This window comes from Actinomadura sp. NPDC049382, assembly GCF_040677125.1.
Lineage (GTDB): Bacteria > Actinomycetota > Actinomycetes > Streptosporangiales > Streptosporangiaceae > Spirillospora > Spirillospora geliboluensis.
This window is the reverse complement of the sequence record NZ_JBFARO010000001.1, coordinates 69,458-88,171: the sequence shown is the minus strand read 5'-3', so window position 1 is coordinate 88,171 and position 18,714 is coordinate 69,458. Positions and strand designations below refer to the sequence as shown.

The window sequence follows — 18,714 nt, the reverse complement described above, 5'->3', positions numbered from 1 at the left end:
CCAAAACTTACCACTTGGTAAGGTTTCGCCGCTTCCTCCTCTCCCCCCTGGAGCTGCCGTATGCGTCTGCGCCCGCGTGTGCCTTTGTCTTTGCGCCTGCGTCCGCGTCTGCCTTTGCGTCTGCGGTTGGGCTTCGCCGCAGCCTTGCCCGTTCCGATGCTGGCCACGACCTTGGTCGCCGTCCCCGCCGCTTCGGCGGCCGGGTACTCGATGCGATCCGTCAGCCTTGACGTGAAGGTCGGACCTGGCCGTGATCAGCCGTGCAGGGTTGTCGCCGACCTGTACGAGCCTGCCGGTACGGGTCGGGCCCCGGCCGTGCTGACCACGAACGGCTTCGGCGGCTCCAAGGACGACCTGGCCGGGACGGCGAAGGCGTTCGTGCGGCAGGGATACGTCGTGCTCGCCTACTCCGGGCTGGGCGCGGGCGGGAGCACGTGCCGCATCACCCTCGACCATCCCGACTACGACGGCGTCGCCGCCCGCCACCTGGTGAGCTTCCTCGCCGGGAAGGTCGCGTCCTCGGACGGGACGCGCGTGACGTCCGTCCGGCTGGACGGTCCCGGCGACCCCCGCGTAGGCATGATCGGTGGCTCGTACGGCGGTGGTGCCCAGTTCGCCGCCGCCGGCATGGACGGCCGGATCGACGCGCTCGTCCCCATCGACACCTGGCATGACCTGCGCTACTCCCTGGCTCCCAACAACGAGTTGGCATCGTCCGGACGGCTGGCTTCTGCTGGACCTGGCGCGACGAAACTGCTGGGGGGCCTCGGCTTCTTCGCGCTGGGCGCCTACCGGGGTGTGAGTGAGGCGCAGGCGGATCCGTCCCGGCTCATGGGCTGCCCCAACTTCCCGACCGCCCTCTGCCAGGCCGTCGCGGAAAGCCTCATCTTCGGTACGCCGCGCTCGAACAGCCTGGCCTACCTGCGGGCGGCCTCGGTCGCGTCCTATGTCTCGCGGATCAAGGCGCCGACGCTGCTCGTCCAGGGCCAGACCGACACCCTCTTCAACTTGCAGGAGGCCGCCGAGACGTACCGGGACCTCAAGGCGCAGGGCACGCCGGTCAAGATGATCTGGCACTCCGGCGGCCACAGCGGGCCCAACGCCGCCGGTGACCTGGACTTGGAGAACCCGACCGCGAACTACGTCGGCCGCCGGGCTCTCGCCTGGTTCGCGCACTACCTCAAGGGTTCTTCGACTGGTGCCGGCCCGGCGTTCGCTTACTTCCGTCCTTGGGTCTCCTATGACGGGGATGCCACTCCTGCCTACGCGAGCACGCCCGTTCGTTCGCAGCGGCTCTACCTCTCCGGTAAGGACCGCCTGGTCTCGTCCAAGTCCAAGGTGGTGAGCGGCCGGGCGTCCTACAGCAACCCGCTGGGTGCCTGGCCGACGTCGTTCTCTGAGCTGTCGCTGTTCCAGGACGCGCTGAACGACATCCCACCGGCCGACGCACCGGGCACCTTCGCCGCCTGGACCTCGACTCCGCTGACCCAAAACCTGGACGTCGTCGGCTCGCCCACTCTCTCGGTGCGGCTCACGTCGCCCGCCGCCGCCTGGTCGCAGACGCGGGGTGTGGACGGTCGACTGGTTCTCTTCGCCAAGCTCTACGACGTGGCCCCGGACGGCACCGCCACATTGGCGCGCCGGCTCGTCTCCCCGGTGCGAGTAACCGACGTCCGCAAGCCGGTGACCGTCGCGCTGCCTGGCATCGTCCACCGCTTCCGGGCCGGTCACCGGCTGCGCGTGGTCGTCGCGTCCAGCGACCTGAACTACTTGGGGAATCGCGCCGTTCTCCCGGTCACCGTCCGCACCAATCCGAAGACTCCAGGGACTCTCGCGCTTCCTGTCGGGTAGCCGGTGGTAATGGCTTGGGGATTCGTTGCTTGGTGAATGGACCGATGGCGCCGCCGGGCAGGATGGGGTGAACGGTGAAGGCGTGTGGGCGGCCGGAAATCGTTCTCATGTTCCGCGATCGTTTCTCGGATTGCTCCGATGCGTGATCTCGTCCTGGCTTGTTCGATCAAGGTCTGAACGAGTCGGTCTCTTCTCATGCCGCGAATTGTGGTGGGGGCGGCGCTGCGTACGGGGCCGCCCCTCCAAAGTCAAGGGCGCCTTCGGCGTCGCTTCGCGATGGGACTCCGTCCCACCCTTGACTTCGGAGCCTCTGCGGCCCCTGAGTGCAGCTTTCGTCGGGCAGGCTCCGCCTGCCCTCTGCCCGACGCGCCGCCCCCACCCCAACCAGAAACACACAACACGCAAGCAAGCGCGCAAGTGCAGAGCTTCAAATCGAAATGCCCGAAATGAGCCTTTCGAGAAAACAGGCGAGAGTCGATCAAGGAAGCCCAAAAGAATCATGGTCGAATTTCGACTCGAAAGGACGAAGTAGCGTCCGGCCGGATATCATAAGAGTATGAGTTCAATCGCGGTCGACCTCGACGCCGCGTCCACCATGGAATTGGTGAACGCGGCATCGGCGATCGCCGCCGAACTCGCCTCCCGCCCCGCCCCCGAATCAGCAGCGGCGTGCCTGGAACTCACCAAAACCCTCGCCACCGCCACCGACCTGCAGGAAGCCGCCCTCGCCGGGTTCATCGGCGTGGTGGACGGCACCCGGGAAGTGCAGCGGTGGGGATACCCCTCCACCCGATCGTGGCTGCGGTCCCGGCTGGGCATGCGCGAGTCCCGCGCCAAGGAACGCCTCACCCTGGCCCGCCAGCGCCACCGCGTCCCCGAGATGACCGAGCGCTGGACAACAGGTGACCTGTCGGCCGGATATGCCGCCACCATCGCCGACGCCATCACCCGACTCGACGACGATGACTGCCCCGCGGCCGAGAGCATCCTGCTGGGCATGGTCGACCAGGGCTTCTCCGCCGGGAAAGTCGCCAGCTTCGGTAAGCGGATCCGCGATGTCATCGCCGAACGCGACGGCACCGAACAGGCCCCCGAAGACGTGGCGCGCGGCTACGAGCGGTCCTGGATCGACTCGACCCGCTCACTGGACGGTGGCCGCTACATCAAGGGCTGGCTGAACGCCGAAGACGCCGCCATCTGGGACGGCACCCTCGGGCCGCTGGCCAAGCCCGCCGGAACCGACGACCATCGCGACCTCTCCGAGCGGACGGCCGCCGCACTCACCACGGTGCTGTCGGGCGGGCACAAGGCCACCAAGGTCACCGTCATCTGCGACCTGGACACCCTCACCGGCGGCCAAGCCCCCGCCCGCCTCACCGACGGAACCCCCATCCCCGCCGCCCAAGCCCGCCGCATCGCACTCGCAGCCGGAGTCTCACCCCTCCTGCTCGGCGGCGGCAACACCCCGCTCTACCTGGGCCATCGGGTCCGGTTCGCCACCGCCCCACAGCGCCAGGTCCTGGAGACCCTGTACTCCACCTGCGCGGTCGAGGGCTGCGATGTCCCCGGGACGCTGTGCGAGGTCGACCACGTCCACGGCTGGGCCCTCGGCCGAAGCCCCACCGACATCGACCAACTCGCCCTCACCTGCGGCTGGCACAACCGCTACAAACACACCAACCCACACCGCATCCACATCACCAAGAACCCGGACGGCCGCTACACCTACCGCCTCCACCCACCCGGTGCCGGTCGGGCCATAGGCCCGCCATCGTGGATCACCACCTCGGCCAGCCGTCCACCCCCGACAAGCCAAGCCGCCTGACGGCCCCGCCGCGCCAAAGCCCGACGACCGTCCAACGAATAGCCGAAATCGGCAGCTCGTTGGAGGCTGCTGCCTGTTGCCCACCGCCTGTTCCCAGTGCATTTCAGGGAACGGGCGGTTCGGTCATGGGGCGCGCGCACGTTGCCAAGATGTGCCCGCTGACCTCCGCAGTAGCACCGCAGGCCGCGTCCCCTCGCACACCGAGCAGGGGAGCCTTGCCCCCATCAAAGCCCTTCGTTGACGGCGCTGATGTGGAGGCCGCGCGTCCGGCGTGGGACTGCAGCCCGGCACGGTCGAGGAGCTGTGCCGACACCTGGACGGGCTGTCGCTCGCGGTGGAGCTGGCCACGGCGCGCGCCCGGATCATGTCGGTGCCGGAGATCGCGCACGGGCTGAACAACCGGTTCGCGCTGTGGCCTGATGTGCACGCTCGACTGCATGACGCTCGCAGTACTCGAGTGGGCCGCAGCCGATAACCGACCTGGTCGGCCGGTTGAGCAACGGGCCAGGACCCCGGCCAACGGCTTTGGACCTTGTTCGCAGGCCCGGAGCGGCCGCGCGCTGTGCAGCTTGGTCGACCACCCGCCAGGGCGAACGCTCCAGGGCCTGATCGCCCACACCAACCTGCCAGCTGATCAGCCCAGCAGCATCAGTCCGTGCACGCTCGCCAGCGGTGAAACCGCGAACCCACCGCCTGCCAGAAGTTGTGGCAGTTGGGCACGTCCCGTACCGCGACCAGCGCCAGGACCGGCTGGACCACCGGACCGGCGTGGCCTCGCACCAGCCCATCTCGCACCCCGTCCGAGGTAGAGGAGCATGTGATGTGCCACGCGGCACGAACCGCGTGCCGGGCCTGATCAATCGCCCAGGTCACCTGATGTCTGCACGTCTCAGCGAGGTTGTGCCTTCGGGCGAAGGATCCGCGCAGGGTGGCCGCCGACCTCGACCGTTGGCTGGCGGAGGACGGGACTTCCCCGTCGGAGGCCGTGCCGGTCGATCACCCCCATGACGGCACGGTCCGGACGCACCGTGGCGTCGATGCGGCGCGCGTCAAGATCAAGGGACGGCTTCCCCAGCCGGTGCTGGAGGAGTTCGCCCACGAGGGCCCCGGGACGTTGCGGGCCTGGCTTCGACGCACCGAGTTCGGCCGGGGGACGCCGGCGCTCACGAAGAGGTGCACCCACCGTTTCCGCATCCTGCGCCGCCACCACATCAACGGCTGGGCGCTCGGCCGAAGCCCCACCGACATCGACGAGCTCGAACTCACCTGCGGATGGCACAACCGCTACAAACACACCCACCCCGACCGCATCCACATCACCAAGCCACCGGACGGCCGCTACACCTACCGGCTGCCTCCCCCCGGTGCCGGTCGGGCCAAAGGTCCGCCATCGTGGACCACCACCTCGGCCAGCTGTCCACTCCCGACAAGCCAAGCCGCGTGACGGCCCCGCCGCGCCAAAGCCCGACGACCGTCCAACGAATAGCCGGACTCTGCAGCTCGTAGGAGGCTGCTGCCTGTTGCCCACCGCCTGTTCCAGGGCATGTCAGGGAACGGGTGGTTCGGTCATGGGGCGCGCACGTTGCCATGGTGCGCCCGCTATCCCGCAACCGCACCGCAGGCTGCGCCCCATCGCACACCGAGCAACAGACCCTGCCGCCATCAAAGTCCTGCGCCAGGGATCAGCAGCGAACCCCGGTCCTGGGCGGCAAGCGCTCATCGTCCGACTGCACCGAGATCATGACCGCATCCAGCTAGCGGACGGTGGGCTGGCGGTCTGGTGCACAGCGGTGTTGAGAAGGGCGGCCGGGGCTCGGCGGCGCGTGGCGTGGCTATGGCTGCGGCTGTTTCGCCTGGGCGGCGTAAGAGTGCGCGCGTCGGCTGCGAGCCAGGTCTGCCTGGCCTGTGGTGATGCGAGGGCGCTGGTGCGGCGCTGCCTTCTTTGTTGGTTGGGGCCGTGGTCGTTGCGCTGACCTGGCTGAACGGCTGATGGTGGGTGCTCACCGGCTCACAGTCCGGCGTGGCGAGTGTCTGCCAGTTTTCGGGACGGTCTTCGTCGGCTCTGTGTTGACGGCCGGAGGTAATTGAACGTGTTCAGTTTTTGGGGTTAGGGTCGTTGTAATCGGTGGAGGGAGTGGGATGCGGGTCGTGATTCCCGGGGGGACCGGGCAGGTCGGGGCGGTGTTGGATCGTGCCTTGACGGCGGCGGGGCATGAGGTCGTGGTGCTGACCAGGACGCCTGTGGGGGCGCGTCAGGTCGGGTGGGACGGGCGGACGCTCGGGTCCTGGGCGAAGGTGGTCGACGGCAGTGATGTCGTGATCAACCTGGCCGGGCGGAGTGTGAGTTGTCGCTACACGCCCGCCAACCTGCAGGAAATGATGGATTCGCGTGTCCACTCCGCTCAGGTCGTGGGGGAGGCGATCGCGGGTGCGGTCCGGCCGCCCAAGGTGTGGTTGCAGATGAGCACGGCCACGATCTACGCGCACCGGTTCGATGCGGCCAATGACGAGGCCGGTGGGGTGATCGGTGGCGGCGAGGCGGGGGTGCCGAAGTACTGGGGATACAGCGTCAAGATCGCTCGGAACTGGGAGCGGGCGCAGGAGTTGGCCGAGACGCCGGAGACTCGGAAGGTCGCTCTGCGGGCGGCCATGGTGATGAGTCCTGATCGGGGCGGGGTGTTCGACGTCCTGTCGTGGATGGCTCGGCTCGGGCTCGGGGGGCCGGTTGCCGGGGGTGCGCAGTTCGTGTCCTGGATCCATGACAGGGACTTCGTGCGGGCGGTCGAGTTCCTGATCGGGCGGGACGACATTGCGGGGGCGGTGAATCTCGCGTCGCCGGGGCCGTTGCCGCAGCGGGTGTTCATGCGGGCGCTGCGGTCGGCCTGGGGGATGCCGGTCGGGTTGCCCGCCACCGCGTGGATGGCGGAGATCGGGGCGCTCGTGATCCGGTCGGATACGGAGTTGCTGCTCAAGAGCCGGCGGGTGGTGCCGGGGCGGCTGCTCGACACCGGGTTCGGGTTCGAGCACGAGCGGTGGCCGGAAGCCGCGCGGGATCTTGTGCGGAGGGCGCGGTCCCGGGAATGAGGACGGGGTGGACGACCCTTCGTGGTGGGAAGGGCGCCGGCTCGGGCTGTGGACGGTCCTGCGGTCGGGGCTGACTACGGCGTTCCTGCTGGCGGCCTACTTCGTGGCGCCGCTGGACAAGACGTTCACGGCCTTCAGCGGGGTGGTGCTGGGGGCGGTCCTGGCGGTCCTCGCCGGGGTCGTCGGGTGGCAGGCGCGGGCGATCGTGCGGCATCCGGCGCCGCGGTTGCGTGCCGTTGAGGCGCTCATGACGTCCGCCGCGCTGTTCATCGTCGCGTTCTCCACGAGTTACTGCCTGATGGGGAACGGGGCGTCGCCCGAGTTCTCCGAGCGGCTCTCGCACGTGGACGCTCTTTACTTCACCATGACCGTCTTCTCGTCGGTCGGCTTCGGCGACATCGTTCCGGTGTCGCAGGCGGCGCGGGTGCTGACGACCGTGCAGATGGCCGGAGACCTGGTGTTCCTCGGTCTCACCGCGAAGGTCTTCCTGGAGGCGATGCGCCGGGGCGTCGAGCGGCGGGAAGGCCGGTGACGAGGGGTTTCCGGGAGCGTGCCATGGGCACGTGTTTGACCGTTGCCAGGACGTGTCATTCGATGACCGGGGGGTTCCGAGATGACCTCGGGATGGTACGGGCCCAGCGGGAGGGATCCGTTCGAGGAGATGCTCGCCCGCTTCTTCGGGTCGCGGGCGCACCGGCGGCCGCAGGAGCGGATCAGCATCGCGCGGCTGATGAGCGAGCCGGCGCGGGAGCTGGTGCGGGACGCGGCGGCGCAGGCGGCGCAGTGGGGCAGCGTCGATCTGGACACCGACCATCTGCTGTGGGCGGCGACGCGGCAGCAGGGGACGCGGCAGTGGATCGCGCGGGCCGGCGCCGACCCGGACAAGATCAAGGAGGAGATCGAGGGGCACGCGCGGCGGGGGGAGCCGCGGGACGTGCCGCCGGAGCTGACGCCGTCGGCGAAGCGGGCGCTGCTGGATTCGCACCAGGTGTCGCGGGCGCTCGGGTCGTCCTATATCGGGCCTGAGCATGTGCTCTTCGCGCTGGCGCTCGACCGGGGGTCCAGCGCCGGGCGCATTCTCGACCATGAGCATGTGACGCCGGATTCGCTGCAGCAGGCGGCGACCGGCGGCGGGCCGGGGCAGCCGCCCGGCGGGGGCGGCGGGCAGCCGTCCGAGACGCCGACGCTGGACGAGTTCGGCCGCGATCTGACCGCGCTGGCGCGGGAGGGGCGGATCGACCCGGTGATCGGGCGGCACCAGGAGATCGAGGAGACCGTCGAGGTGCTGTCGCGGCGCACCAAGAACAACCCGGTGCTGATCGGTGATCCGGGGGTGGGGAAGACCGCGATCGCCGAGGGGCTCGCGCAGCGGATCGTCGACGACGATGTGCCGGAGACGCTGCGGGGCAAGCGGATCGTCCAGCTGGACCTGAGCGGCGTGGTCGCGGGCACCCGGTACCGGGGCGACTTCGAGGAGCGGCTGAAGAAGGTCGTGGACGAGATCCGCGAGCACGCCGACGAGCTGGTCGTGTTCATCGACGAGATCCACACGATCGTGGGCGTGGGCGGCGCGGAGGGCGCGGTGTCGGCCGGGAACATGCTGAAGCCGCCGCTGGCGCGCGGCGAGCTGCACGTGGTCGGCGCGACGACGATCGACGAGTACCGCCGCAACATCGAGAAGGACGCGGCGCTGGAGCGGCGGTTCCAGCCGATCCTGGTGAGCGAGCCGAGCGTCGACGACAGCATCGAGATCCTGCGCGGGCTGCGGGACCGGTACGAGGCGCACCACGCGGTGCGGTTCACCGACGAGGCGCTGGTCGCGGCCGTGGACCTGTCCAGCCGGTACCTGCCCGACCGGTTCCTGCCGGACAAGGCGATCGACCTGATCGACCAGGCGGGCGCGCGGGTGCGGCTGCGCTCGGGGACGCGGGACGGCAGCCGGCGGGAGCTGGAGCAGCGGCTCGACCGGCGGCGCCGGGAGAAGGACCAGGCCGTCTCCGACGAGGACTACGAGAAGGCGTCGGAGCTGCGCGACGAGATCGCCCGGCTGGAGAAGGACCTGGAGTCGGCGCGCGACGACGACGCCCCCGTGACCGTCCCCGAGGTGACGACGGAGGACATCGCCGAGGTCGTGTCGCGCATCTCCGGGGTGCCGGTCACGCAGCTCACGGAGGCGGAGCGGGAGCGGCTGACGCGGCTGGAGGAGCATCTGCACCAGCGCGTCGTCGGGCAGGAGGACGCGGTGGCGGCGGTGGCGCGGGCCGTCCGGCGGTCGCGCGCGGGGATGGGCGACCCGGACCGTCCGATCGGCGGGTTCCTGTTCCTCGGCCCGACCGGCGTCGGCAAGACGGAGCTGGCGAAGGCGCTGGCGGAGGCGCTGTTCGGCACCCGGGACCGGATGATCCGGTTCGACATGAGCGAGTTCCAGGAGCGGCACACGGTCAGCCGGCTGATGGGCGCCCCGCCCGGATACGTCGGGTACGAGGAGGCGGGGCAGTTGACGGACGCCGTCCGGCGGCAGCCCTACTCGGTGATCCTGCTGGACGAGATCGAGAAGGCGCACCAGGACGTGTTCAACGTCCTGCTGCAGCTCCTCGACGACGGCCGGCTCACGGACGCGCAGGGCCGCACCGTCGACTTCCGCAACACCGTGGTGATCATGACGAGCAATCTGGGCTCGGAGCTGATCACCGGCACCACGGAGATCGGGTTCGGCACGCCGGGCGGGGAGGGCAGCGCGCTCAGCGACCGGATCATGCGGCGGCTGCGCGAGTCGTTCCGGCCCGAGTTCCTCAACCGGATCGACGAGATCATCGTGTTCCGGCGGCTGGAGGCGGGGCAGCTGCGGCAGATCACCGACCTGCTGCTGGACGAGACGCGCCGCCGCCTCCGCGCGCAGGACGTCGACGTCGACTTCACGCAGGAGGCGGTGGACTGGCTCGCCGAGCGCGGCTACCAGCCCGAGTTCGGCGCCCGGCCGCTGCGCCGCACGATCCAGCGGGAGGTGGACGACCAGCTCGCCGATCTGCTGCTGTCGGGCGATCTGGAGCACGGGCGGCATGTGGAGGTGTCCGCGGTGAACGGCGGTCTCCAGTTCGACGTCACGACCGAGTAAGGGTTATTGTTCTCTTGTAAGCCTTACAGGAGGACATCTGATGCTCATCCCTCTCGCTGATTACGCGAAGGGCGTCGAGGTCGTGAACGCCTTGGTGGCGACCTCGCCCGAGGTGCGGGGGAGCGAGGCGCTCGCGGACGCCGACGCGCTGGCCCGGCTCCTTCCACCGTCGATTGGATTCCGGACGCCCGACGCCGGAGACGTCGAGAAGGTCCGCTTCCTGCGGCGCGAGGTGCGCGCCGTGCTGGAGGCCGAGACCGAGGAGCGGGCGGTGGAGGGCGCGGCGCTGCTCGCCGGGCACGCCGGGCTCGCCCCGGTCCTGCGCCGCGACCCGTCCGGCCGGTGGCAGTGGTACGTGCCGACGGTCCGGGACGCCTCGCTCGTCGGGGAACTGGCCGCCGTCGCGGGCGTCGCGCTGCTCGGCCTCGTCCGGGCGCTCGGCCACGAGCGGTTCCGGGCGTGCGAGGCCCCCGGCTGCGCGGGCGTGTTCGCCGACGCCAGCCGTGCCGGGCGCCGCCGCTTCTGCATGCCCGAGCGGTGCGGGAACCGGCTCAACGTCGCCAACCACCGCGCCCGCCGCCAGGCGGTGACCCGGTGACCGCCCCGCTCGACGGCGCGATCCGGCTGCCGGACGGCGCCTGGATCCGGGGACGCGGGCTCCGCAACCCGGCGCCGGGCGGGCCCGAGCCCGCGTTCGGTCTCTACCTCGGCACCGCGAAGCTGCGGAGCCGCCACGAACAGGAGCTGCGCTGGGAGTCGGCGTGGCTCGACTGGCCCGACTTCCGGCTCCCGCGGGACCGCGACGAGGCCGTCCGGCAGATCCGCGCCCTGCACGAGCGGGCCAGGGTCGGCGAGGCGGTGGAGGTCGCCTGCGGCGGCGGCATCGGGCGCACCGGTACCGTCGTCGCCTGCCTGGCCGTCCTCGCCGGGGTCGAGCCGTCCGGGGCGGTCGCCTGGGCGCGCGAGCACCATCACCCGCGCGCCGTGGAGACGCCCTGGCAGCGGCGCTGGGTCGCCCGCTTCCCGGCCGGCCGGTAGATACCGGCTAGGCGCCGAGGATCAGGGTCGCGGCGTGCTCGCCGATCATCATGCTGGGGGCGTTGGTGTTGCCGCCGATGATGCTCGGCATGATCGACGCGTCCGCGACCCGGAGCCCCTCGACGCCGCGGACCCGCAGCGCCGGGTCGACGACGGCGCGCTCGTCCGACCCCATCCGGCAGCTGCCGACCGGGTGGTAGACGGTCGTGGCGCGGTTCGGCAGCTCCTTCGCCAGCGCGGCACGGCCGGTGTAGGACGGCCCGGGCGACAGCTCCGCCTTGACGTCCCCAGCGATGATTTTGTTGTTCATCACCTCGCGGACCAGCTCGATGCCGTCCAGCAGCAGCCGGGCGTCGTCGGGGTCGGACAGGTAGCCGGGGTCGATCACCGGCGCGGCGGCCGGGTCCGCGGACGCCAGCCGGACCGTGCCGCGGCTCTTCGGATAGATCAGCGTCGGCATGATCGTGAGCGCGGGCCGCTTGTCGACCTTGTGCCGCACCGGGGCGTCCTGGTTCGGGAACGGGTACGACCACGGCAGCGCGTGGATCTGGATGTCGGGGACGTCCCCGGCCTGCCCGCTGCGGACGAACCCGACCGCCTCGAACACGCTGCGGGCCACCCACGTCCCGCCCTTCGTCCACTCCTTCGCGACGCCCTTGGCGAAGTAGGGCGCGGTGCCCCGGTGCCGGGCCGTGTCCATGATGAACGTCATCGGCACGAACATGTGGTCGTGCAGGTTGTCGCCGACGGGCAGGTCCGCGTGGACCTCGATGCCATGCTCCCGCAGGTGCGCGGCGGGGCCGACGCCGGACAGCATCAGCAGGTGCGGTGACCCGAACGCGCCCGCCGCGAGGATCACCTCCTTCGACGCCCGGATCGTGCCCCTGCCCTTCTTGGTGACGACCTCGACGCCCGTCGCGCGGCCCTTGTCGATCGTCACGCGGCCGACGGTCGCGCCGGTCAGGACGGTCAGGTTCGACAGGCCGTGGTCGTCCAGGTAGCCGACGGACGAGCTGTAGCGCAGGCCCTTGTCGACGCTCTGCTGGAAGATGCCGGCGCCTTCCTGCTCCTCGCCGTTGTAGTCGTCGTTCCGCTTCACCCCGGCCGTCTCGATCAGCGACTCGATGAACGCCTCGGACGCGGGCGTCAGGTCGCGCTGCCGGGTCACCTGGATGGGGCCGCCGGCGCCGCGCAGCTCGCTGGCGCCGTCCTCCCAGTTCTCCATGCGCTTGTAGCTGGCGAGGACGTCCTCGTAGCCCCAGCCGGGGCAGCCGTCCGCCGCCCAGTCGTCGTAGTTCTTGCGGTGCCCCCGCACGAACAGCATCCCGTTGATCGACCCGGAGCCGCCGAGGACCTTCCCCCGGGTCTGCGGGATCTTCCGGTCGAGCGCGCTGCCCTGCGGGGTGCTGTAGAAGCCCCAGTCCAGCTTCTTCTTCAGCTGCGGGACGTTGTGGAAGACGGCGATCAGCCCCGGCTTGCGGACCAGCGGCGTCCGGTCCGGGCCGCCCGCCTCCACCAGGACGACGCTCGCCCCCGAGTCGGCCAGGCGCCGCGCCAGCACGCACCCGGCGCTCCCGGCCCCCACCACGACGTAGTCAGCGGTCTGGTCCATGTCTTCCTCTCAGCGGCGTCCGCGCACGCGCGGACGACCCCAGTCGAGGGCCCGCGCCTGGCCCGGTCGGCGCCGCCGCGAGGGCGACTAATGGGTGCGCCGATCGTAGAAGGACCGGAATGCGCCGCCAACCCCTGTCCCGATGACCGGAATCCCCCAGCGTCCGCCGGGACGGGGGGCTGGCCCCACCCCCGGTCAGGGAGATCACACCAGTGTGCCGGGGAGCGCGCCCGCTTAGCGTTCGAGGACATGACCAGAATGCACCGGATCATCGCGTTGCTGCTGGGAGCCGCCGCGATCGCCGCCACCGCGGCGGCGCCGCCGGCACGGGCCGCCCGCGCGCGCTGCGGCGACCACGACGTCCTGCGGACCGCCTTGGAGCGCATGACGGGCGTCCACGGCCTGACGGGCGCGGCGGTGCGGGTCGACGACCCACGCTGCGGGACGTGGACGCACGCGAGCGGCGTCGCCGACCGGCGGACGGGCCGCCCGATGAGCGCCGGCCTGCGGGGGCGGATCGGCAGCATCACCAAGACGTTCACGGCGGCCACCGTCCTCGCGCTGGCGGCGGAGGGCCGCGTCCGGCTGGACGCGCCCGTCGAGCGCTACCTCCCGGGCCTGCTCGACCGCGGCGGCTACGACGGACGGAAGATCACCGTGCGGAGCCTGCTGCGGCACACCAGCGGGCTGCCCGACCACATGGACACCTTCGAGAGCACCGACGACTTCCGCTTCCGGCACTTCGATCCGGAGGAGCTGGTCGCGCGGGCGCTCACGCTGCCGCCTCCCGGCCCCGGGTGGCACTACTCCACCACCAACTATGTGATCGCGGGGCTCATCGTGGAGAAGGTCAGCGGGCACGGGGTGGAGGACGAGGTCTCGAACCGGATCATCAAGCCGCTGCGGCTCCACGACACCTACTGGCCCGGCGACGAGACCCGGATCCGGGGCCCGCACCCGCGCGGCTACGTCCGCGAGGAGGACGGCTCCTACACCGACTACACCGAGATGAACGTGTCGGCGGGCGGGGCGGGCGGTGCGCTCATCTCCAGCCCCCGCGACGTCAGCGCGTTCTTCGGGGCCCTGATGGGCGGGCGGCTGCTGCCCCCGGCGATGCTCGCGGAGATGAAGCGGGCCGTCCCCGCCGACCCCGACCGCGTGTGGGAGGGCGCGCGGTACGGCCTCGGCCTGATCGGGACGCCGCTGCGCTGCGGCGGCGACTGGTGGGGCCACGCCGGCGACATCGACGGCTTCACCGCGATCTCCGGCACGGCGCCGTCCGGACGCCGCGTCGCGGTCGCCTTCAACGAGAACCCGTCGACCTTTGAAGCGTTCACCGGCGAACTGGACGTCGTCCAGGCCGCCCTGTGCGAGGAGGCGGCATGAGGACGATCCGATGGGCGGCGGCGCTGACCGGAACGGCCGCCGCGCTGGCGCTGCTCGCCCCGGCCGCCTCGGCGGCCCCGGCCGGACAGCGCGGCGACGGCCTCGACCGCTTCTACCAGCAGCGGCTCACGTGGAAGGCGTGCACGCTCGGCCCGGACGACGAGGTCGGCGCCGAACTCGACAAGGCCGGCGCGCGGTGCGCCGACGTGACCGTCCCGCTCGACTACGCCCGCCCGGACGGCCGGACGATGACCGTCGCGATCTCCCGGCTCGCGGCGTCCGACACCCGGCGCCGGGTCGGGACGATGATCCTCAACGGCGGCGGGCCGGGGCCGTCGCTCGACCTGCCGCCCTACATGCGCGGCGTCATGGGCGCGGCGGGCCCGCGCTACGACCTCGTCGGCATGGATCCGCGCTCCCTCGGCCGGAGCGGCGGGGTCGACTGCGGCTGGCCCGCCGGCACGTGGATCAAGGGCGCGGGCGCGACGCGCCGCTCGTTCGACCGGTCCGTCGCGTTCGCCAAGGACCTGGCACAGCGGTGCGCGCGGACGAACGGCGACGTGCTCCCGTACATCAGCACCCGCAACATCGCCCGTGACATGGACGTCGTCCGCGGCGTGCTCGGTGAGCGGAAGGTGTCCTACAACGGCGCCTCTTACGGCACCTACCTCGGCCAGGTCTACGCGGCGATGTTCCCCGGACGGCTCGACCGGGTCGTCCTCGACAGTTCGCAGGACACGCTGTCCTGGGGGCCGCGCGTCATCGCCACCATGGGACGGGCGAACGACCGGGCTCTCGGCGACTGGGCGGCGTGGGCGGCGCAGCGGCACGCGACGTACGGGCTCGGGGAGACGCGCGGCGACGTCCTGGCGACCGTGGAGCGGATCTACGCTGCGTCCGCCCGCGCGCCGCTCGCCGTCGGCCGGCACCGCCTGGACGACACGATGCTGCCAGTGGTGCTGTTCGACAACCTCGGCACGGACGAGGACGCGGCGCGGGCGAGCCTCGCCGCGTCGGTGCGGGTGCTGGCGGACGCCGCCGCGGGACGTCCCGCGCAGCCCACCCCCGACCTCGACGCGGAACTCACCTTCCTGCTGACCGGGGCGGAGTCGCGGTACGGCAGCGGCCAGAGCGCCATCATCTGCGGGGACGTGGCGGCGCCGCGCGACCCCGAGGTCTACTGGCGGGACGTCCAGCGGCATCGCGGTGACAGCCCCCTGTTCGCGCCGGTGGGCCACGGCATCAGCCCGTGCGCGTTCTGGCCGGTGCGTCCCGCCGAGCCGCCGGTCCGGGGCGTCGGGCCTCTGCCCGCGCTGATGGTCGCCGCGACCGGGGACACCCGTACCACCTACGCCAGCAACGAGGTCGCGCACCGGATGCTGCCCGGCAGCCGGATGATCACGTTGCGGGCGAACGTCCACGCCCCCTACCAGCGCGGCTACCCGAACGCGTGCGTCCGGGACCGGACGAACGACTACCTCGCCACCGGCCGCCTGCCGGCCCGCGACCTCGTCTGCGCCCCCGAGTGACCGGGCGCGGCGGGAGCACCGCGCCGTCCGGCTCCTCAGCGGAGGATGCCGGCGGCGCGGGCCTCCGTCAGCCACGACGGGAACTCGTTCATCAGGCGCCCGTACAGGTCGTCGTCGGCGATGCTCCTCGGCTCCGGGCCGGCCGGGAAGAAGTCGGCGTTGTCGATCGCGCGCTTGCGCGGGACGGGCAGGTCGTCGAGTTTGCGCAGGAACTTGAACTCGTCGTCGCCGAACCCGACGAACTGCCAGAAGATCGGGAGCGTCGACGCGGCGCACAGGGTCTTCTCCGCCGCCGTCCGGGAGTCCGGCGACCCGTCGGTCTGGAAGATGACGTACGCGGGCGCGCTGGCCCCGCTGGCCCGGTAGTGGTCGATGACGGCCTGCATGGCGGCGGCGTAGTTCGTGGTGCCCATGTGCCCCAGGCGCTCGTGCTCCTCGTTGATCCGGCCCTGGTAGCGGGTGAGGCTCACATCCACCGGCGGGTGCGCGACCTTGTCGAAGAACACGACGGGGACCACGCCGTCGTCGTCCAGGTGCGCGGAGAGCGCGAGCGCCTGCTCCGCGAGGTGCTGGACGGCGCCGTCCTTGTAGTAGCGGCGCATCGACCCGGACCGGTCGAGCACCAGGTAGACGGCGGCGCGCTCCCCGCCGAGCCCGCGCTTCTCGAGGTTGACCTTGGCGGCCTTGTAGAGGCTGACCAGGCCGGGTGCGGTCGATTGGACCTTGTCCAGGCTGATGGGCATGCGGTGCTCCCGGTAGTCGATCTGGACGTCCAAGAATGCACCGTTATGCCAGGTCAGCGCAGGGTTCTGCCGGATCCGGCCGTCTCGGCGTGTCAGGCGTCGTAATCGACGGTGAGATGTGCGGTCGCCGGGACCGACTGGCAGGTCAGGACGTAGCCGGCCTCGACCTCCGCCGGGTCGAGCGCGAAGTTGCGGCGCATGTCGACCTCGCCCTCCACGACCTTGGCCCGGCAGGTCCCGCACACGCCGCCCTTGCACGCGAACGGCAGGTCGGGCCGGACGCGCTGCGCGGAGTCGAGGACGGTCGCGTCCTGGGGCTGGGTGAGGGTCGTCGAGCGGCCGTCCAGGACGACCGTGACCTCGCAGGCCGGGCCCGTGGGGGCGTTCTGCCTCCGGATCGGCTCGGGCGGCGGCTCGTCCACGTAGAACAGCTCCTGGTGGACGCGTTCGCGCGGCACACCGAACCCCTGGAGGACGTCGCGGGCGTCGGTGACCATGCCGAGCGGCCCGCACAGCCACCAGTGGTCCACGTCGGAGACGGGGACGAGGAGGGGAAGCAGCGTGCGCAGCCGGCCGGCGTCCAGGCGGCCGCTGAACAGCTCCGCCTCGCGCGGTTCCTGGGACAGGACGTGCACCAGCTCGAAGCGGTCGGGGTGCGCGTCCTTCAGGTCGGCCAGCTCGTCGGCGAACATGACGGTGCCGCTGCTCCGGTTGCCGTACAGGACGGTGACGCGGCCGTCCGGGTCCGCGAGCGCGGACGCCGCGATCGACAGCACCGGCGTGATCCCGGACCCGGCGGCGATCAGCACATGGTGCCCGGCCCGCGTGCCGAGCGTGAAAGTGCCGGACGGCGGCAGCACCTCGACGACGTCGCCCGGACGCACGTCGCGCACCAGCCACGCGGAGAACAGGCCGTCCGGAATCTCGCGGACGCCGATGCGCGGCGCGGCCCCGGCGGGCGCGCAGATCGAGTAGGAGCGGCGCTCCTCCCGGCCGTCGATCACGCGGCGCAGGGTGAGGAACTGGCCGGGCCGGAACGCGTACGCGTCCGCCAGGTCCGGCGGCACCTCGAAGGTGACCGCGACCGCGTCGTCGCACAGCCGCTCCACGCCGGCGACGCGCAGCGCGTGGAAGCCGGTGCGGCGGGGTGCGACCTCGGTGAGCGTCACTCAGATCTCCTTGAAGTGCTCGAACGGCTCGCGGCAGGACTCGCAGCGCCGCAGCGACTTGCAGGCGGTCGCGCCGAACCGGGACAGCTCGACGGTGTCGGACGAGCCGCAGCGCGGGCACGGGACGCCCCGGGTCGGGCCGAGCGTGAGCGGGATCGGGCCGGGCGCGCGGCGGGGCGCCGCGCCGGGCGGCGCGATCCCGGCCTCGCGGAGCTTGCGGCGGCCGGGCTCGCTGATCCAGTCGGTCGTCCACGGCGGGTCGAGGACGGTCCGGACCTCCACGTCGGCGTACCCGGCGTCGGCGAGCCTGCGCCGCAGGTCGGCGCGCATCGCGTCCAGGGCCGGGCAGCCGGTGTAGGTCGGGGTGATCGTCACCTCGACGCGGCCGGGCTCCTCCCGGACGTCGCGCAGCACCCCGAGCTCCGCGAGCGTCAGCATCGGCAGCTCGGGGTCGGTGACGGTCTCGGCGACCGCGCGGGCGCTCACCATTCCGCCTCCGGATGCTCGCGGGCGAGGCCCTGCATCTCGACGAGCAGGGCGGCCAGCGCGGGAGAGTGCGCGCCGTCCCGTCCGGCCAGGTGGGGCGGCACGGGCTCGGGGCGCCGCAGGGTCGCCCTGGCCAGCACCTCCCCGATGACCGCGTCGCACTCGTCGCGGACGTCGGCCGGGTCGACGCCCACCCCGGCGCCGGACAGCAGGCGCTCGGTCTCGTGCGTGGCGAACAGCTCGCCGGTCAGCGGCCACAGGCCGTCGAGGGCGGCCTGCGCGCGCTCGTGGGAGAGGTCGGTCCCGTCGCCGAGCCTGACCGTCCACAGCGCGGCGTGGTCGCGGTGGTAGGCGACCTCCTTGACGCTCTTCGCGGCGATCGCGGCGAGGACCGGGTCCGCGGACGCGGTGAGCCGGTCGAGCAGCGCGAGCCGCCACGTCGCGAACAGCAGCAGCCGGACGGTCGAGTACGCGAAGTCGCCGTTCTCCGCCTCGGCGAGGCCGACGTTGCGGAACTCGGACGCGTCCCGGAAGTAGGCGAGGTCGTCCTCGCCGCGGCCCTTGCCCTCGGCGACGCCGGCGCGGGCCAGCAGCAGCCGGGCCTGGCCGAGCAGGTCGAGCGCGATGTTGGCGAGCGCGACCTCCTCCTCCAGTTCGGGCGCGTGCGTGCACCACTCCTGGAGGCGGTGCGACATGACGAGCGCGTCGTCGCCCAGCATCAGGCAGTACGCGGCCAGCGCGTCGCGGTCGACCCCGTCCGGCACGGACGGGTCGATCCCGGCGAGCGGGTCGTCGAACCCGGTGCCGAACGCCCAGCGGCTGTCGTCGCTCTCCTCGGAGAGCGCCTCGAACGGATTGTCGGACGACATCAGAAGC

At 71.6% G+C, this 18,714-nt stretch carries 16 protein-coding genes; 11 read left to right on the top strand and 5 right to left on the bottom strand.

Features of this window, described 5'->3' with window-relative positions:
- Window positions 1-60 precede the first annotated feature (60 nt).
- The 9 genes from AB0K34_RS00405 (at window position 61) to AB0K34_RS00365 (ending at window position 10,913) form a co-directional block, all read left to right on the top strand.
- Entirely contained in the window at window positions 61-1,851 is a 1,791-nt protein-coding gene (locus tag AB0K34_RS00405; RefSeq protein ID WP_138635868.1) for a CocE/NonD family hydrolase, read from the top strand.
- A gap of 556 nt (window positions 1,852-2,407) precedes the next feature.
- Window positions 2,408-3,676 carry an HNH endonuclease signature motif containing protein gene (locus tag AB0K34_RS00400; RefSeq protein WP_301174213.1) on the top strand — a complete coding sequence of 423 codons (1,269 nt, stop codon included), beginning with the start codon at window positions 2,408-2,410 and terminating at the stop codon, window positions 3,674-3,676.
- A 271-nt stretch (window positions 3,677-3,947) separates the two neighbouring features.
- Complete coding sequence (locus AB0K34_RS00395) at window positions 3,948-4,151, top strand: hypothetical protein (RefSeq protein ID WP_138642257.1); 204 nt, start codon at window positions 3,948-3,950, stop codon at window positions 4,149-4,151.
- A gap of 453 nt (window positions 4,152-4,604) precedes the next feature.
- Window positions 4,605-5,120 carry a hypothetical protein gene (locus tag AB0K34_RS00390; RefSeq protein ID WP_138642256.1) on the top strand — a complete coding sequence of 172 codons (516 nt, stop codon included), beginning with the start codon at window positions 4,605-4,607 and terminating at the stop codon, window positions 5,118-5,120.
- A 695-nt stretch (window positions 5,121-5,815) separates the two neighbouring features.
- Window positions 5,816-6,760, top strand: a complete 945-nt coding sequence (locus AB0K34_RS00385; protein WP_364544218.1) for a DUF1731 domain-containing protein — start codon at window positions 5,816-5,818, stop codon at window positions 6,758-6,760.
- A 7-nt stretch (window positions 6,761-6,767) separates the two neighbouring features.
- Window positions 6,768-7,292 carry a potassium channel family protein gene (locus AB0K34_RS00380; RefSeq protein ID WP_364544216.1) on the top strand — a complete coding sequence of 175 codons (525 nt, stop codon included), beginning with the start codon at window positions 6,768-6,770 and terminating at the stop codon, window positions 7,290-7,292.
- Window positions 7,293-7,373: 81 nt separating this feature from the next.
- Window positions 7,374-9,875, top strand: coding sequence for an ATP-dependent Clp protease ATP-binding subunit (locus AB0K34_RS00375; protein WP_364544214.1), 2,502 nt, complete (start codon window positions 7,374-7,376; stop codon window positions 9,873-9,875).
- 40 nt (window positions 9,876-9,915) lie between these two features.
- Complete coding sequence (locus tag AB0K34_RS00370) at window positions 9,916-10,473, top strand: CGNR zinc finger domain-containing protein (protein WP_364544211.1); 558 nt, start codon at window positions 9,916-9,918, stop codon at window positions 10,471-10,473.
- Window positions 10,470-10,913, top strand: coding sequence for a protein-tyrosine phosphatase family protein (locus tag AB0K34_RS00365; RefSeq protein ID WP_364544209.1), 444 nt, complete (start codon window positions 10,470-10,472; stop codon window positions 10,911-10,913). Before AB0K34_RS00370 ends, AB0K34_RS00365 begins: the two co-directional genes overlap by 4 nt.
- Window positions 10,914-10,920: 7 nt before the next feature.
- Here AB0K34_RS00365 and AB0K34_RS00360 read toward each other — a convergent pair whose 3' ends face one another.
- Complete coding sequence (locus AB0K34_RS00360) at window positions 10,921-12,525, bottom strand: GMC family oxidoreductase N-terminal domain-containing protein (RefSeq protein ID WP_364544206.1); 1,605 nt, start codon at window positions 12,523-12,525, stop codon at window positions 10,921-10,923.
- A gap of 249 nt (window positions 12,526-12,774) precedes the next feature.
- Here AB0K34_RS00360 and AB0K34_RS00355 point away from each other — a divergent pair, with 249 nt between their 5' ends.
- Window positions 12,775-13,911, top strand: coding sequence for a serine hydrolase domain-containing protein (locus tag AB0K34_RS00355; RefSeq protein ID WP_364544203.1), 1,137 nt, complete (start codon window positions 12,775-12,777; stop codon window positions 13,909-13,911).
- Window positions 13,908-15,440 carry an alpha/beta hydrolase gene (locus tag AB0K34_RS00350; RefSeq protein ID WP_301174221.1) on the top strand — a complete coding sequence of 511 codons (1,533 nt, stop codon included), beginning with the start codon at window positions 13,908-13,910 and terminating at the stop codon, window positions 15,438-15,440. The genes AB0K34_RS00355 and AB0K34_RS00350 overlap by 4 nt, the downstream gene beginning before the upstream one ends.
- A 35-nt stretch (window positions 15,441-15,475) precedes the next feature.
- Here the strand turns inward: AB0K34_RS00350 and AB0K34_RS00345 are convergent, their stop codons facing one another.
- The 4 genes from AB0K34_RS00345 to paaC are packed head-to-tail and all read right to left on the bottom strand — an operon-like array spanning window position 15,476 to window position 18,707.
- Window positions 15,476-16,216 carry a VWA domain-containing protein gene (locus AB0K34_RS00345; protein ID WP_364544200.1) on the bottom strand — a complete coding sequence of 247 codons (741 nt, stop codon included), beginning with the start codon at window positions 16,214-16,216 and terminating at the stop codon, window positions 15,476-15,478.
- A gap of 59 nt (window positions 16,217-16,275) precedes the next feature.
- The gene (paaE, locus tag AB0K34_RS00340) at window positions 16,276-17,352 is read right to left on the bottom strand and encodes a 1,2-phenylacetyl-CoA epoxidase subunit PaaE (RefSeq protein ID WP_301174223.1); all 1,077 of its coding nucleotides are present in this window, start codon (window positions 17,350-17,352) and stop codon (window positions 16,276-16,278) included.
- A complete protein-coding gene (gene paaD, locus AB0K34_RS00335; RefSeq protein ID WP_301174224.1) occupies window positions 17,353-17,841 on the bottom strand; it encodes a 1,2-phenylacetyl-CoA epoxidase subunit PaaD in 489 nt (162 codons plus the stop codon).
- Entirely contained in the window at window positions 17,835-18,707 is an 873-nt protein-coding gene (paaC, locus tag AB0K34_RS00330) for a 1,2-phenylacetyl-CoA epoxidase subunit PaaC (protein ID WP_364544196.1), read from the bottom strand. The genes paaD and paaC overlap by 7 nt, the downstream gene beginning before the upstream one ends.
- Between the last annotated feature and the right edge of the window lie 7 nt (window positions 18,708-18,714).